Here is a 14915-nt window from a genome sequence, read left to right as displayed (position 1 = left end):
CGGTTCAGGAAGCGGTGGCGTCCTGGTCGCGGTTGGTGCGCAGGGCCCAGATGTGGTGGGGCGGGGTGGTCTCGTGGACGCGGGTCTCGTAGGTGTCGTCGACCCGGTCCATGTCGGCGGCGTACTCGACGCGACCGCCGCAGGGGGCGTGCAGGAAACGGAAGACGTTGGAGCCGATGGTGTGGCGGCCGAGTCTGCGGGCCTCCCGCCAGCCGTGCTCGATCATGTAGTTGCCGCCCTCGATCACATCGTCGAAGCCGGGGACCTCGTACGCGATGTGGTTGACGCCGGCCCGGTCGGGGCGGTGGCACAGCAACATGGTGTGCTGGTCGTCGTCGCCCGGGGCCTGCATGAACACGCCCATGGGCTCCACCACGTCGGTGGGCCGGAAGCCGAGGCGCTCGGTGTAGAAGGCGACCGCCTCCTCCTTGCCGAACTTGGCGATGTTGAGGGCCACATGGCACATCCGCAGCGGACGGACCCGTTCGATCGGCTCCAGTGCGGTGTTCCAGCGGTCGACGTTGCCGAGCGCGTTGGCGGGCCGCGGGATGACGGGCACCGGCTTCGGCCGGGCCAGGGCCAGCCCGACGCCGAAGCCGGTCTCGTCCACGGTGTGGTGGACGCCGTCGGCACTCTCGCGCACCGCGCGGTCCTTGCCGGCCGCGGCGACCAGGCGCTCCAGCTCCTCCCGGGTGTCGACGCCCCACACGACCTCGCGCAGGGTGGGCCCGGACTCCACCGGGGGCGGCAGCAGCGAGCTCGGGAAGGCGTCGAGATGGAGCGTCTGACCGGTCAGTGTTTCGAACACCGCGTGGTCGTCGGTCCGCTCCAGCGGGAAGAGCCCGAAGTCGTCGAAGAACCGGGCGCATTCGTCGAGTCCGTCGACGCTGTAGGTGACCGATTCGATTCTCTGGATTCCCATGGATTCCTCGTTTCCGGGTCGCCTCGTGAGCGTAGGTACCGGGGTGCGACAGCCTCAATGTCCCGAGCCGCACGAGGTGTGCAATCGTTTCTTGCGATTACGGCCGGATCGCCGGCATCGGATTCTGCGAGAACCACCCGGCGAGGAAGTCGAGGAACACGCTGACCTTGCGCGGGGCGTCCTGTCCGGGGCCATAGATCGCGTACAGGGGGCGGTCGGGCACGGCCAGGTCGGGCAGCAGCACCTGGAGGGCGCCGGAGAGCAGATCGTCGTACGCCGGACGCTGTGGGAGCAGGGCGATGCCCCGGCCATGGAGGGCCGCCTTCTGCAGGGCGATGTAGGAGTTGGACGAGAACGCGATGTTGCGGATCTTGTGCAGGGTGCTGGCGTGGCCGTGGCCGATGCGCCACACCGGGTCGTTGACGTGGACCAGGCAGTCGTGGGCGGCGATGTCGTTGGGGTGGGCGAGGGCGCCGTGCCGTTTGATGTACGCCTCGGACGCGCAGAGCACGAAGGGCAGCGAGGAGATCTTCTTGAGCCGGACGCTGGAGTCCCTCAGGTCCCGGGTGTGGAAGGCGACGTCGAATCCGCTGTCCAGGAAGTCGTACGTCCGGTCGGACATTCCGCCGAGTTCGAAACGGACCTGGATCTTCGGATGCTCGGCGGAGAACGCGGCGATGGCATCCCCGAGATCCAGGCTGCCTATCCACTTGGGGCAGATGATGCTCAGGGTCCCTTCGGCCCGGTCGTGGAGTTGGGCTATTCCGGCGTCCTCCGCCTCGATTTCCCCCAGAATGCGCGCGGCGAATTCGGAGTATCTCTGCCCCGGTTCGGTGAGGCTGACGGAACGGGCCGTGCGATTGACCAGCCGGACACCCACCTGCCGTTCCAGTTCGGCGACGTGCCGTGACACCAGTGAGCCGGAAGAGCCCAGCTTCTTGGCGGCTCCGCTGAAACTGCCGACCTGAGCGACAGTGACAAAGCTGTGCATGAGGAGCAAGCGATCCATATATGGGCCTCTATTTCGGGCAGTACTGGGGTGCGTCGCTCACGTTGTCCTTGGTGACCAAGACAAGAGGAATGTTGGCAATTTTGTCAACACCTTGCGCCTTGTCGAGCAGACCGATCGTGTTCTTCACCGCGGTCTCACCGATCGACATGGCCGAGTTGGCCACGGTCGCGGACAGCTGCCCGCTCTCGACGGCGGCGATGCCGTCCTCGGTGCCGTTGACGGTGACGATCTTGACGCCCTTCGCACCGGCCGCGTCGAAGGCCTTGCGGACGGCGAAGGCCATCTCCTCGTTGGCGACGAAGGCATAGTCCAGGTCGGGCTGGGCCTGGATCATGTTCTCGGCGACGTCCTGCGCCTTGGCCGGGTTGAACATGCCGGGCTGGTTCGCCACCACCTTCGCGGTGGCCGGCAGCGCGGCCTCGAACCCGCCCACCAGCAGGTCGGAGGCGGCGCCCGGGGCACCCGCGACGATGCCGACCTTCACGTCCTTGCCTGCGGCGTCCTTCGCGATCCATCCGGCGTCCAGCGCGCCGACCTTCTTCAGGTCGACCTTGGCCACGCCCAGGACGTCCGACAGGTCGGAGGTGGCGACGGAGGTGAGGAAGATCGGGATTCCCGCGCTCTTGGCCTTGGCTATGTCGCCTTCGAGGGCATCGACGTTGACGGTCTGGACGATCAGGGCGTCCACGTTCCGGGCGATCATGTCCTCGATGTTGGACAGCTCGGTGGCCGCGTCCTGCTTGGAGTTGGCGGAGAAGACGGTGGCCTTCTCCGCCTTGGCGGTCTGCTCGACGGACTTGAGCAGACACTGGTGGAAGTGGGTGTTCGCACCGTTGACGAACCCGAGGGTGAGGGCGCCTCCGGCGGATCCCGAGCCTTCGTCCGCGGTGCCGCAGCCTGCGAGCACGAGGGCGGCGGTGCTGAGGAGCGAGGCCGCGGTGGTGGTGCGGCGGGGACGGGTCGTGGGCTTCATGGGTCGGCCTTTCCTGCGTCTTTGAGGGGAAGGTTGGGGAGTGCGGCACTAAGTAAGTGTCAGTTCGGGTGCGGCGCCGTCGTGGCTGGTCGCGCAGTTCCCCGCGCCCCTTTGGGGCGCGCCCCATTGGGGTTCGCTGCCGAGTTGCAGTGGACTTCGCCGGGCCCGCTCAGTGGCCCGGTGTCGACTTGCGTTGGAACTCGTTGACTATCGCCGCGACGAGCAGTACCCCGCCGGTCACGACGAACTGGTAGTAGCTGTTGACCTGGAGCAGGTTCAGCGCGTTGGCGACGACGCCGAGCAGCACCACGCCGAGGACGGTTCCTACGACGGTGCCGTGGCCGCCCGCGAGCGAGGTGCCGCCGATGACCACCGCGGCGACGGCGGTCAACTGGAGTTGCAGCCCACCGGTGTTGGGGGCCGCCGCACCGAGCCGGGACAGCAGCATCAGCCCGGCCAGACCGGCGAGGGCGCCGGCAAGGGCGTACAGGGCGAGTTTGCGGCCGGAGACGTTGATGCCGCTGAGGCGGGCCACGTACTCGTTGCCGCCCATCGCGAAGGCGTCCCGGCCGAAGGTGGTGAACCGCATCGCCAGTCCGATCGCGGCGAGCACGAGGACCGCGACGACGCACAGGTAGGGGATGCCGAGCACCTTGTCGTTGCCGAGGGCCCACATGCGCTGCCCGATGGTGATGGACTCACCGTCGAGGACGAGCAGGGCGACGCCGTCGAGCAGCATCGCGGAGGCGAGGGTGGCGACGAACGGGGCGACCCGGGTGAAGGTCACGACCAGGCCGTTGAGCAGGCCGATCACGGTGGCGAGGAGGAGCGTGACCAGCACGGTGACGGCGGTGGGCCGGCCGTCGTGCAGGAGGGTCGCGCCCACCGACACGGTGACGGCCGCGTTGCTGCCCATGGAGAAGTCCATGCCGCCCGCGGTCATCAGCAGCGTCAGCCCGGCCGCGATGACGGCGGTCACGCTGATCTGCCGCAGCACGTTCAGGAGGTTCTGCGAGCTGGTGAAGGAGTCCGCCTGGACGGCGGTGAACACGGCCACCAGCACGAGGACCACGACCAGACCGCCGTGCGGGACACGCAGCAGGGCGTGCGCCGACAGCCGGGACGCGGGGCGCCGCGCCGGGCCGGCCGCGACGTCCGGAGTGGCGGAGGGGGTCTTGAGGCTCACGTCGGCTGACCTCCGAGTGCGGTGGCGACGAGTTCGTCGCGGGTGATGGCGGTGATGTCGTGTTCCGCGACCGTGCGCCCGGCGCTGACGACGACGACCCGGTCGGCGAGGCGCATGACCTCCTCGGCGGAGCAGGAGGCGAGCAGGACGGCCACGCCACGCGAGGCGAGGTCGTCGACCAGGGCGTGGATGTCGGCCATGGCGGCGACGTCGACGCCGTTGGTGGGGTCCTCCAGGAAGCAGGCGACCGGCTCGGTCTCCAGCCACTTTCCGAGCAGGACCTTCTGCTGGTTGCCGCCGGACAGCGCGCCCACGGGCGGGTTGCCGGTGAGGGCGACCACGCCGTAGCTGCTGCGCAACGGGGCGGCGCGGCGGGCGAGTTCACCTCGGCGGTGCAGTCTGCGGCGGGCGAAGCGGTCGCCGGCCAGCATCAGGTTCTCGTCCAGGGTCATCCCCGGGACCAGCCCCAGGGTCCGGCGGTCGCCGGTGACACAGCGCAGCCCGCTGGCGAGCGAGGCCGCGACCCGGCCGAAGGGCACGGCGCGGCCGTCGACGAGCAGTTCGCCGGTGTCGGGGCGCTGCCGTCCGGAGAGCAGGTCGAACAGCCGTGACTGGGCGTCGCCCGCGGGTCCGAGGACGGCGACGATCTCGCCCCTGCGCACGTCGACGGTGAAGTCCTGGACGGCCCGGCCATGGCTCAGGCCGCGTACGGTCAGGCCGCTCTCGTGCTTCGGGGCGGGCCGCTCGGGCCGCTGCGAGACGACGTCCCGGCCGACCATGCTGCGGACCAGCGACACGGGGTCCATCCCGGTGGCCGGGGCGGTGGTGACCACCTCCCCGTCGCGCAGGACGGTGAGACGGTCGGCGACCGCCATGACCTCGTCGATGTAGTGCGAGATGTAGACGACGGCGACCCCGTCGTCCCGCAGGGTGCGCACCAGTCCACGGATCCGGTCGGCGTCCTTGGCGCTGAGGCAGGCTGTCGGCTCGTCGAGGATCAGGACCCGGCCCCCGCGCCGGACCTCGCGGGCCACCTCGACCATGGTCTGTTCGGCGACGGTGAGGGTGCCGGCGACGCGCTCCACGTCGATGTCGATGCCGAGGCCCGACAGCGCGCTGCGCGCCTCGTCCCTGACGGCCCGCCAGCGCACGGCACGGCCCCGGGTGGGCAGGTCGCCGAGCATGACGTTCTCGGCGACGGTCAGCCCCATCGCCAGTTCACGGCGCTGCGGCACACACGCGATACCGAGCTTGCGGGCCTTGCGCACGGTCAGCGCGGAGTGCTCCTGCCCGCCGATCTCGATGGTGCCGCCGTCGGCCTGGTGGACTCCGGAGAGGATCTGCACCAGGGTCGACTTGCCTGCGCCGTTCATGCCCATCAGCGCGTGGATCTCGCCCGGGTACAGATCGAGGTCGACGCCTTTCAGCGCGGTCGCCCCGCCGAAGCTCTTGGTGACGCCCCTGACGCGCAGTATCGCCTCGCGGGGTGCCGTACCGGCGTGCGGAGTCACGGCTGGTCGCCGTCGGGTGCCACGCGCCCGTACCCGCGCACGTCGGGGAACGGGGGCTCCTTGTCGGCCTGGAGGTCCACTTGGAAGGTGTTGAGGCACATGCCGAGCATGGTGAAGTTGCCGAGTGCGCCGATGGTGTCGACCAGGCCCTTGGAGCCGAAGTGGCCGAGGGCGCGGGCGAAGGTCTCGTCGGTGACGAAGTGCTCTTCCAGGATCTCCCGGCAGAACTGGTAGAAGGCCTGGTCCGCCTCGTTGTCGAAGACCGCCTCCCGTTTCTCGGCGACGGCCTTCACGGCTGCCTCCGGGATGCCCGCCTCGATCGCCTGGTGCACATGCGCGTTCCAGGAGTACTGCGCGTCCCAGTTGCGGGCGGCCATCAGCAGACTCAGCTCGCGCAGATGCTTGGGCAGATCGCAGTCGAAGCGGGCGAAGGCGCCGAGGGACTCCGCCCGCTCGCACATCTCCGGGCTGTGCAGCCAGACCCGGAAGGGTCCACGGACGGCGCCGCGACGCCCGGCGATCCGGGCGGCCAACTCCCGCTGCCGCGGGTCCATTTCCTCTTCGCTGAGAACGGGGAGCCTCATCGGCCGATACCTGCCTTTTCTGTGCGGCGCGTGTCCGGCACGCATTCGCGAGCCGTGCGATGCGAGCCGACGGTACAGCCGGGTCCGCGAAGCTCACCCCTCCCGGAACGCAAGGTAAAACTGCACGCCGGAGGGCACCCATGCGCGGGTGTGCGACCTACCGTCAGTCGACGCGCATCACCGTGAAGTGGAGAGGAACTCCCGGATGACCACGATCATCAAGGTCTCGTCGGTACCGCCGCTCAGCCGTGGCGGTGCGGTCGTCTCGACGCCGCTGATCACCACGCCGTCGGCCGGCGGGGAGAACAGGATCACCAGCGGGATGAGCGTGTACCCGGTCGGCTCCGGGGCGCCGTTGCACTCGCACAACTGCGACGAGCACGTGACGATCCTGGAGGGCGAGGCGGAGGTCTGGGTCGACGGCGAGGTGACGAAACTGGAGCGGTTCGACACCACGTACGTCCCGTCCCCTCTCCCCCACCTCTTCCGCAACATCGGAAGCACCCCGTTGCGCATCCTGTGGGTGTACACCTCGGGCCATGTGACCCGCACCTTCACGGAGACCGGCAGGACCGTGGAACACCTGTCGCCCGAGGACCGGATGGCCTGAGCCCCTGCCCAGGGCCGGATCAGTATCCGATGGCCTCGCGGAGCAGCAGCACGGTGCCCCGCCCCGGGTGGGGCTCCGCGTTGAGGACGAGCAGGCGGTTGACGGCGCTCGGCACGCCGTACGCCGCCTGGGCGCGGACGTTCTCCAGCGGGAGGGCGTGCTCCTCGACGCGGCGCAGGGCCGTGCTCAGGTCGGGTACGACCTTCTGCGCGCCGACGATCCAGATCGCGCGGGCGGCGCCGCCCGCGTTGGCGGGGAGCTGGCTGCCGCTGCCCGAGGCGAGGACGAGCGAGCCGGTCTCGGTGACGGCGGCGACGCTGTTGACGACGAAGTCGGGGCCGGCGACCAGCCTGCGGATCTCGTCGGCGCCCGTGGCCCGGTCGATGGCCAGGACGCGCGGCCTGACGGCGTCGTACCGCTCGCCGGTGTTGATGTCCTCGTCGATGCCGGACAGCCGGAGGGTCTCGCTGGCTCCGGTGAGCACACTCGCGCCCTCGGGGACCAGGTCCTTGACGCGGACGCGCGCGGCTGCGGCGTCGTCGAGGATCTCGACGCCGAAGCCGTTGGCACGGAGTGCGGCGGCTGCCCGCTCCAGCCGTTCGGCCGGTACCGGGTCGGCGAAGGACGCGGCCGGGGCCGGGGTGGTCCCGGAGCCGCCCTGTGCCGCGTCGGGTGCCGTGCCCGCCAGCGGGGAGGTGTCGAGGTATCTGACCTCGTACCGCCGCTCGGCGAACCTCCAGCCCTCCCCGGTGCGCTGGTAACGGTCGTGGTAGACGGCGTAGTTCAAGCCCTGGCGTCCGTCGAGGGTGCGCGCGAGTTCCTGGATGTAGGCGCGGCCGGTCGCGGTGTCGCCGTCGAGCAGGATCGTGCCCGGGTGAGTGGTCTGTACGAAGAAGTCCCACTGGCTCTGCAAGCGTTCGCCCCCGGCAAGGATCTCGTCGCGGCCGACCAGCTCGACGGGGATGTTGGGCATGCGCAGGGCGCCGTCCGGTAGAAACAGCGACGCCAGGCGGGGCCGGTCGCGCATCATCGCCGCGTCGGTGAACTCGCCGCGCAGTGCCTCGATCTCGACGCGGTCCGCGATGGCCTGGAAGTCGTTCATCAGTGGGCCTCTCTCCTTCTTGTTGTCGTCCTCGCCGGTACGACAACGCGGCCCCGCGGATTGTGAGGTGGCGCGTCGGCCTCACATTCCGATGCGCTGTCCTGTCGTAACGGGTAGAGGCGGAGAAGCGAGTGAACGAGGGAGGCGGCCGAACCATGACCACCAGAGCCGAGCCGGGCGACGATCGGGACGATCCGGACCTCGGCGCGATCATGGGCGAGCGGCGTCGTCTGTTCAACCTCGGCTATCGGCTCCTCGGGTCCCTCGCCGACGCCGAGGACGTCGTGCAGGAGACCTACGCCCGCTGGTACGCCATGTCCGAACGGGAGCAGCGGGCCATCGAGTCGCCCGGCGCCTGGATGATGACCGTCGCCGGCCGGATCTGCCTGAACCTGCTCGGCTCGGCGCGCGCCAGGCGGGAGACGTACGTGGGCGACTGGATCCCGGAACCGCTGCCCGAACCCTCGGAGTGGATCACCGGGCGCCCCGGCACCGGAGTCACCGACCCGGCCGATCGGATCACCCTCGACGAGTCGGTGACGATGGCCTTCCTGGTCGTCCTCGACTCGATGACCCCGGCCGAACGTGTCGCGTTCGTCCTGCACGACGTCTTCCGCTACCCCTTCGGCGAGGTCGCCGAGATCGTCGGCCGCACCCCGGCGGCATGCCGCCAACTGGCCTCGTCCGCCCGCCGTCGCATCCGCACCGCGCGGACACCGGCGGGCCCGAGTGCGGGGCAGGCCGCCATCGTCAAGCGGTTCAGGGCGGCGTGGGAGGCCAAGGACATCGAAGCCCTGATCGGCCTGCTCGACCCCGACGCCACCGCGACCGCAGACGGCGGCGGGCTGGCCGTCACCCACGTGCACCCGCTCGTCGGCAGTGAGCGGATCGCGCGTGCCTACGCCGAGATCGCCCGGGTGGCGGGCGACCGCACGACGTTCGTGGAGTGCACGGTCAACGGTCTGCCCGGCCTGGTGGCCTACCAGGGCGGCACCGTCGCGACCGTGTTCGCGTTCGAGATCGCGGGCGACCGGATCAGACGCATCTGGGCGGTGCGCAACCCCGAGAAGCTCCGCCCCTGGCGGGCCGGTGAACCGGGCCGGACCGACGGCTCTGCCGACAGCGAATCTGCCGCAGGCCGAGAAACCGGCCGCTGACCTCGAGTCGGGCCGAGAGTGGGGAGCGCGGAGCGATCCGCCGTACGACGACCTGCGCCCCCATCTCTCACCCAGGAGCCCCGATGTCCCCACTCACCGCCGCCGGTCCCTGGCCGGCCCTGCTGCCCCGGGCCGAGGAGGGCGACACCCCGCCTTCCCGGTTCGACGACCATCTCGCCGCCCAACTGCTCGCCCAGCGCATCGTGTTCCTCGGTACGCAGGTCGACGAGGTCTCCGCGAACCGCATCTGCGCCCAGCTGCTCCTGCTGTCGGCGGAGGACCCGCGCACCGACATCAGCCTGTACATCAACAGCCCCGGCGGCTCGGTGACGGCGGGCCTCGCCATCTACGACACCATGCAGCTCATCCCGAACGACGTGTCCACACTGACCATGGGATTCGCGGCCAGCATGGGCCAGTTCCTGCTCAGCGTGGGCGCGGCCGGCAAGCGGTACGCGCTGCCGAACGCGCGGATCATGATGCACCAGCCGTCGGCAGGCATCGGCGGCACCACCGCCGACATCGAGATCCAGGCGGAGAACCTGGAGTTCACGAAGAAGGCCATCGAGCGGATCACGGCCCGGCACACCGGCCAGAGCGAGGAGACGATCTCGCGGGACGGCGACCGCGACCGCTGGTTCACGGCCGAACAGGCCCAGGAGTACGGCATGGTGGACCAGGTCGTCGGCTCGCTGGCCGACGTACGCCCGGCCGCCTCTCGACGACGGATGGGGCTCTGACATGGGGACGTACACGATTCCGAACGTCGTCGAGCGGACCCCGCAGGGCGAGCGGTCGTACGACGTGTTCAGCCGCCTCCTCTCCGAGCGGATCATCTTCCTCGGCACCGAGATCGACGACGGCGTCGCCAACGTCGTCATCGCGCAGCTCCTGCATCTGGAGGCGTCGTCGCCGGAGAACGAGATCGCGATCTACATCAACTCGCCCGGCGGCTCGTTCACTTCGCTGATGGCGATCTACGACACCATGACGTACGTCCAGGCGCCGATCTCGACGTTCTGCGTCGGCCAGGCGGCCTCGACGGCGGCCGTGCTGCTGGCCGGGGGCGATCCCGGGCGTCGGTTCGTCCTCGAACACGCGCGGGTGCTGCTCGGCCAGCCCGCGAGCAGCGGACACCGGGGCATGGTCTCCGACCTGGCCGTGCAGGCCAGGGAGATGGTCCGGATCCGCGCACAGGTCGAGGAGGTGCTCTCGCGGCACACGCACCACGACGTGACGACACTGCGCGCGGACATGGATCGCGACAAGGTGTTCACCGCCGCGGAGGCGGTGGCGTACGGCCTGGCCGACGAGGTGGTGAGCCGGCGTCTGGCCAGGGCCTGACCGGGCCGGGCCGCTAGGCGACCAGGCAGAGCCCGTTGTACGGAGTGCCGGTGGTCGTCCGCGTCCGGCTCAGGGTGTGCCGCGTCAGCTCGGTCTGGGCCAGGGACAGCAGGTCCCCCAGGCCCAGGCCGAGGGCGTGGGCTGCGGCCGCGAGAACCTCCGAGGAGGCCTCCTTGCGGCCCCGCTCCAGCTCGGACAGGTACGGCATGGAGATCCTGGCCGCGTCGGCCACGTCCTTCAACGTGCGTTCCTGCGCGAGCCGTTCGCGGCGCAGGACGTCGCCGACCAGGTCGCGGAAGAGCGGCTCCTTGGGTGTGGGCACCGGCGGGGCCACCGGGGCGGCGGGGGCCGGTGCGGGCGTGGTCTTCGGACGCAGCGGGATCACGCGGGCCTGGTTCGGCGCTTGATTGCTCACCCCTTCAGCCTAAAAGCCGTCGCCTCGGAGGGAAGGGATCGGCATTCTGCCCTGGGTGGAATCCTCACGGCGGGGCGAACAGGCAAAAGGGGCGAGCGAGCATGCTGCGTGACACCTTCGACGAGGCGGCGGAACTGTACGACCGGGCCCGCCCCCGGTATCCGGAAGCCCTCGTGGACGACCTGGCCCGCGTGGCCGGCCTCGGTCCGGGCAGCCGCGTCCTGGAGATCGCTCCCGGCACGGGCCAACTCACCGTCTCGCTCGCCGAGTTGGGCTGCCGGATCACGGCCGTCGAACTGGGCCCGTCCCTCGCGGAGGTGGCCCGGCGCAATCTGCGGGCGTTCCCGCTCGCGGAGGTGACGGTCGCCGACTTCGAGCAGTGGCCGTTGCCGCCCGAGCCGTTCGACCTGGTCGTCGTGGCGACCGCGTTCCACTGGCTCGACCCGGCGACACGACTTCCCAGGGCGGCCCGGGCACTACGGCCGGGCGGCACGTTCGCCGTCGTCACCACCCACCACGTCAAGGGCGGCACGGTCGACTTCTTCGATCGGGTGCAGCGCTGCTACGAGCACTGGGACCCGGCCACGCCACCCGATCTGCAACAGGTCGACGAGGCCGACACCTCGACGGACACCGAAGAGTGGGACCGCTCCGAGCACTTCACCGACGTCACCGTCCGGCGCCACGCCCGGGACATCGCGTACACCGTCGACGAGTACATCGACGTCCTGCTCACCTACTCGAGCCACCGGGCACTCGACGCGCCCTCCCGACAGGGCCTGCTCGCCTGCATCCGGGACCTGATCGAGACGCGGTACGGCGGCCGGATCACCAAGCGCTACCTCCACGAGCTGATCACGGCGACCCGGGTGTCCTGAGCAAGCGGGTCTCCTACGCCGATCCCCCGACCGGTGGCCAGCAATCGCCCCACGGTGTCTACGCCGCCGCCCCGACCGGCGCCACGGACCTTACCGGCAGGTCAACACCCGTCGTTCCGTGGGCTTTTCACACCTGGCGTCCACCCGTTCCGGGTAGGGAACATCACAGGTGGCATGCTCGGCGGCTGACCGGGTACGCGCATTCCGGAACGGTTCCATCATCCGTAGTGTGATGTTTCGTGGGAGAGGTACAGGTAATGGACACCGCCATGATCCGGTCGAAGGCAGAGGTCGTCGAGGACACCGCCAGGACCAGGACGGGTGACGCCCCACTGCCCGGAGTCCCGGAACCGCGAAAGGTGGCCCCTCGTGACGCACGGGAGCTGTCCCGCCAGTTCTTCCAGCGCCTCACCGAACTCGAAGAGGGCACGCACGACCATCAGTACGCGCGCAACACCCTGATCGAGATGAATATGTCGCTCGTGCGGTTCGCCGCCGGGCGTTTCCGGGGCCGCGGCGACGACATGGAGGACATCGTCCAGGTCGGGATGATCGGCCTGATCAAGGCCATCGACCGGTTCGAGCTGTCCCGCGAGGTGGAGTTCACGTCGTTCGCGCTGCCGTACATCATCGGTGAGATCAAGCGGTTCTTCCGCGACACGACCTGGGCGGTGCACGTTCCGCGCAGGCTCCAGGAGCTGCGCGTCGAACTGGCCAAGGCCCGTGAGGAACTGGCTAGCAGGCTGGACCGCGATCCGACGGTCGCCGAACTCGCCACCCTGATGAACCTGCCCGAGGAAGAGGTGGTCGAGGGCCAGATAGCCGCCAACGGCTACAACTCCGCGTCGCTCGACGCCGCGTTGACCGGCGACGGGCCCGAGGACGGCGAAGCCGTGCTGGCCGACTTCATCGGGGTCGAGGAGCACGGGATGCGGCTGGTCGAGGACTTCCAGTCGCTCGCCCCGCTGCTCGCCGAACTCAGCGACCGCGACCGGCAGATCATCCATCTGCGGTTCGTCGAGGAGGCCACCCAGGCGGAGATCGGCGAGCTGCTCGGCTGCTCGCAGATGCATGTCTCCCGGCTGATCAAGCGCATCATCACCGGGCTGCGCGAGGGCATGCTCGGCGAGCTGGACTACGCCTGACCCACCCGGACCCCGCCACGGAGGCAGGCGTAGTCCTCGGACTACGCCTGCCTCGCCGGTTGCGCCGATGACCGGCCGGCTCCCTGGCTCTGGTTGAGCGGCAGCACGGCGCGCACGTACTTGCCGACCGGCACCCTGCGCGCCGTCACCTCGGTGGCGAGCGCGTGGACGATCTCCAGACCGTGCCGCCCGATCCGTTCCGGGTCCCGCGGGTAGCGCAGGGGCAGCGCGGCGCTGCTGTCGTACACGGACACCGTCACGGCGGTGTCCGTGCCCTCGAGTTCGAGGACGTACGGTCCGTGACTGTGCCGGTCCGCGTTGGTGACCAACTCGCTCACCACCAGCACCAGTTCACCGTCGGCACGCCCGTCTGCCGGGGCACACCACTCCTTCCTCAGCTGCTCCAGGAAGTGCTCGGCGAAGGCGCGTGCCTCCGCTATGCAGCCCGGTTCGCCGGTGAAGTGCGTCGCCCGTCGCAGCGGTTCGACGGGCGCGTCGAAACCAGTCGGTATCACTGCTCCGCCCAGGTGGTCGATCATGCGTTTCTCTCTCGGTGACCGGTCCAGCCGGACCCGGTCGCATCACTGCTCGTACCCCGAGCCGCGCGACGCAGTCCCCCTGTCCCCGGAGGCTGCGTTCGCCCCTGACGGAACCTCAGTAGGACGGCGAGGTGGAGACCGACTCGGGCGCCCTCTCCGACAGGCTCTCGTCGGGCGGAGACTGTGACGACTCGGGGGCCGGGGACGAGGAGGAGGGAGGCGCGCTCGATGCCGACGGGCAGGGTGTGGCGGACGGGTCCGCGGTGTCCGTTGCGGCCGGTGACGCGGGCGACGCGGTGGGCGAGGACACACACGGCACCGGTGACCGCTGCGGCAGCAGACCGGGCGCCGCGGACGTCGGCTCCGAGGACTTCGAGGACTTCGGCTCCGAGGGGTCCGGCGACGAGGGCTCCGAGGACCCCTGCGACGGCGTCGACGACCTCTCCGACGAACTCACGGACGGGGTCGGATCCTTGACCGGCGGATCGGTCTTCTTGTCCTTGCCGCCCGTGTCGCCCGGGCGCCGGTGGAACCAGTCACGGCGGTCGGGGTCGTACACGACGAAGATGTTCACGACCGTGACGGCGGGCGCCACGTAGACGACGTTCGAGGTGCGGTACGACGGCCACGCGTCGCCTCGCGGGCGGGCGGCGCTCTGCCGTACCGGGTCGGTGAGCGGGTTGCCGCATGCGCAGCGCACGCGCGGGCGCCCGCGGTCGTCGACGAGGACGCCCGTGCCGGTCTGGAGGACGGCCTGGTAGGTGGTGGCGGCGGCGTCCCGGTAGCCGTGGTTGGTGACACGGGTGTCCATGCGCAGCTGTACGGGGGTGAGCGAGCGCAAATACGCGGGGACCCCGGCCGGCTGAAGGCCGAGGACCGAGGCGAAGGCGCCGTTCTTCGCGGGGGCCGCCCGGAGCACCCGGATCTGCTTCTCCACGTCGCAGCTGGCGACCTTGCGGGTGCCGCCGTAGAGGCCGGCCGCGCCGCCGTCCACGCGCCGTACGACGTTCGCGGTGGCTGTCTCCGAGACCGTGGCGGTGGGGGTTGCGGCCGTCGGGGCGGAGCTGTCCTTGGCCGTGGACTCGGTGAAGGGGTCGGGGCCCGACTTGTCGGCGGCCTGGAGGAAGACCTCGCCGCCCGCCTGGTCGGAGGTGCCCGCGGAGCCGCTGTCGGAGCGGGTGAGGACGACGATCAGGGCGACGGCGACCACGACCGAGGTGGCGAGCACGGCGATGCGGGGCGCCGACCTCCACCAGGCGGGGTCGCGCCCGGGCCCTTCTCCCGTGCCGCCCCCGCCACCTCCGCCGTCGGTGGGCGGCTGGGACGGTGGGCCTGCGGGCGGCTGGGAGGAGCCGGACAGAGGGCCGGAGGGCGGTCCGGTGGGGCGGTCGGAGGACGGCTGTTCGACGCTCACGGGCTCTTCTTCCGACGTGGGCTCCTGCGGCACTCGCCCCGATTCCTGCCGCTTTCTTCCACAACGTGCCCATTGTGCGCCCCGCCCCCGGGCCGCCCGCAAGCGGACGCCTTCGCTCCGTTC

The 14915-nt window shown here is 70.3% G+C and carries 16 protein-coding genes; 6 read left to right on the top strand and 10 right to left on the bottom strand.

Annotation, left to right across the window (positions count from 1 at the left end; translation table 11 throughout):
* Positions 1–4: 4 nt before the first annotated feature.
* The 6 genes from ACWCRB_RS27960 to ACWCRB_RS27935 all read right to left on the bottom strand — a co-directional run bounded on the left by ACWCRB_RS27960 (position 5) and on the right by ACWCRB_RS27935 (position 6158).
* On the bottom strand, positions 5–922 hold the full coding sequence (locus ACWCRB_RS27960) for a VOC family protein (RefSeq protein WP_450998673.1): 918 nt from the start codon (positions 920–922) through the stop codon (positions 5–7).
* Positions 923–1019: 97 nt separating this feature from the next.
* Positions 1020–1931 (bottom strand): LysR family transcriptional regulator, encoded by a 912-nt coding sequence (locus tag ACWCRB_RS27955; protein WP_450998672.1) that lies wholly within the window; start codon positions 1929–1931, stop codon positions 1020–1022.
* Between the two features lie 10 nt (positions 1932–1941).
* On the bottom strand, positions 1942–2907 hold the full coding sequence (locus ACWCRB_RS27950; RefSeq protein ID WP_450998671.1) for a sugar ABC transporter substrate-binding protein: 966 nt from the start codon (positions 2905–2907) through the stop codon (positions 1942–1944).
* A 169-nt stretch (positions 2908–3076) separates the two neighbouring features.
* Positions 3077–4093: an ABC transporter permease gene (locus tag ACWCRB_RS27945; RefSeq protein ID WP_450998670.1), complete on the bottom strand. Its 1017-nt coding sequence runs from the start codon at positions 4091–4093 to the stop codon at positions 3077–3079.
* Positions 4090–5604: a sugar ABC transporter ATP-binding protein gene (locus tag ACWCRB_RS27940; protein WP_450998669.1), complete on the bottom strand. Its 1515-nt coding sequence runs from the start codon at positions 5602–5604 to the stop codon at positions 4090–4092. Before ACWCRB_RS27940 ends, ACWCRB_RS27945 begins: the two co-directional genes overlap by 4 nt.
* Positions 5601–6158, bottom strand: coding sequence for a carboxymuconolactone decarboxylase family protein (locus ACWCRB_RS27935; RefSeq protein ID WP_450998687.1), 558 nt, complete (start codon positions 6156–6158; stop codon positions 5601–5603). The genes ACWCRB_RS27940 and ACWCRB_RS27935 overlap by 4 nt, the downstream gene beginning before the upstream one ends.
* A 235-nt stretch (positions 6159–6393) precedes the next feature.
* Between ACWCRB_RS27935 and ACWCRB_RS27930 the strand changes: the two genes are divergently transcribed.
* Positions 6394–6798: a cupin domain-containing protein gene (locus ACWCRB_RS27930; protein WP_450998668.1), complete on the top strand. Its 405-nt coding sequence runs from the start codon at positions 6394–6396 to the stop codon at positions 6796–6798.
* 19 nt (positions 6799–6817) lie between these two features.
* Here the strand turns inward: ACWCRB_RS27930 and ACWCRB_RS27925 are convergent, their stop codons facing one another.
* Entirely contained in the window at positions 6818–7900 is a 1083-nt protein-coding gene (locus ACWCRB_RS27925; protein ID WP_450998667.1) for an LUD domain-containing protein, read from the bottom strand.
* 155 nt (positions 7901–8055) lie between these two features.
* On the opposite strand from ACWCRB_RS27925, the gene sigJ reads away from it, so the two are divergent.
* The 3 genes from sigJ to ACWCRB_RS27910 all read left to right on the top strand — a co-directional run bounded on the left by sigJ (position 8056) and on the right by ACWCRB_RS27910 (position 10401).
* Positions 8056–9057 carry an RNA polymerase sigma factor SigJ gene (gene sigJ / locus ACWCRB_RS27920; RefSeq protein ID WP_450998666.1) on the top strand — a complete coding sequence of 334 codons (1002 nt, stop codon included), beginning with the start codon at positions 8056–8058 and terminating at the stop codon, positions 9055–9057.
* 83 nt (positions 9058–9140) lie between these two features.
* On the top strand, positions 9141–9797 hold the full coding sequence (locus tag ACWCRB_RS27915; protein WP_450998665.1) for an ATP-dependent Clp protease proteolytic subunit: 657 nt from the start codon (positions 9141–9143) through the stop codon (positions 9795–9797).
* Between the two features lies 1 nt (position 9798).
* Complete coding sequence (locus ACWCRB_RS27910) at positions 9799–10401, top strand: ClpP family protease (protein ID WP_450998664.1); 603 nt, start codon at positions 9799–9801, stop codon at positions 10399–10401.
* A 13-nt stretch (positions 10402–10414) separates the two neighbouring features.
* Here ACWCRB_RS27910 and ACWCRB_RS27905 read toward each other — a convergent pair whose 3' ends face one another.
* Entirely contained in the window at positions 10415–10816 is a 402-nt protein-coding gene (locus ACWCRB_RS27905; RefSeq protein ID WP_450998663.1) for a helix-turn-helix domain-containing protein, read from the bottom strand.
* A 101-nt stretch (positions 10817–10917) separates the two neighbouring features.
* Here ACWCRB_RS27905 and ACWCRB_RS27900 point away from each other — a divergent pair, with 101 nt between their 5' ends.
* Together ACWCRB_RS27900 and ACWCRB_RS27895 are read left to right on the top strand one after the other, a co-directional pair.
* Entirely contained in the window at positions 10918–11694 is a 777-nt protein-coding gene (locus ACWCRB_RS27900) for a class I SAM-dependent methyltransferase (protein ID WP_450998662.1), read from the top strand.
* A 257-nt stretch (positions 11695–11951) separates the two neighbouring features.
* Positions 11952–12839: an RNA polymerase sigma factor SigF gene (locus ACWCRB_RS27895; RefSeq protein ID WP_450998661.1), complete on the top strand. Its 888-nt coding sequence runs from the start codon at positions 11952–11954 to the stop codon at positions 12837–12839.
* A gap of 41 nt (positions 12840–12880) precedes the next feature.
* On the opposite strand, the gene ACWCRB_RS27890 is transcribed toward ACWCRB_RS27895, so the two are convergent.
* Together ACWCRB_RS27890 and ACWCRB_RS27885 are read right to left on the bottom strand one after the other, a co-directional pair.
* Positions 12881–13378, bottom strand: a complete 498-nt coding sequence (locus tag ACWCRB_RS27890) for an ATP-binding protein (protein WP_450998660.1) — start codon at positions 13376–13378, stop codon at positions 12881–12883.
* 115 nt (positions 13379–13493) lie between these two features.
* On the bottom strand, positions 13494–14792 hold the full coding sequence (locus ACWCRB_RS27885) for a DUF6777 domain-containing protein (RefSeq protein WP_450998659.1): 1299 nt from the start codon (positions 14790–14792) through the stop codon (positions 13494–13496).
* Positions 14793–14915 lie beyond the last annotated feature (123 nt).

Source organism: Streptomyces sp. NPDC002156 (genome assembly GCF_053593675.1).
The sequence above is the reverse complement of the archived record's forward strand: the minus strand, read 5'-3'. Positions and strand labels throughout refer to the sequence as shown.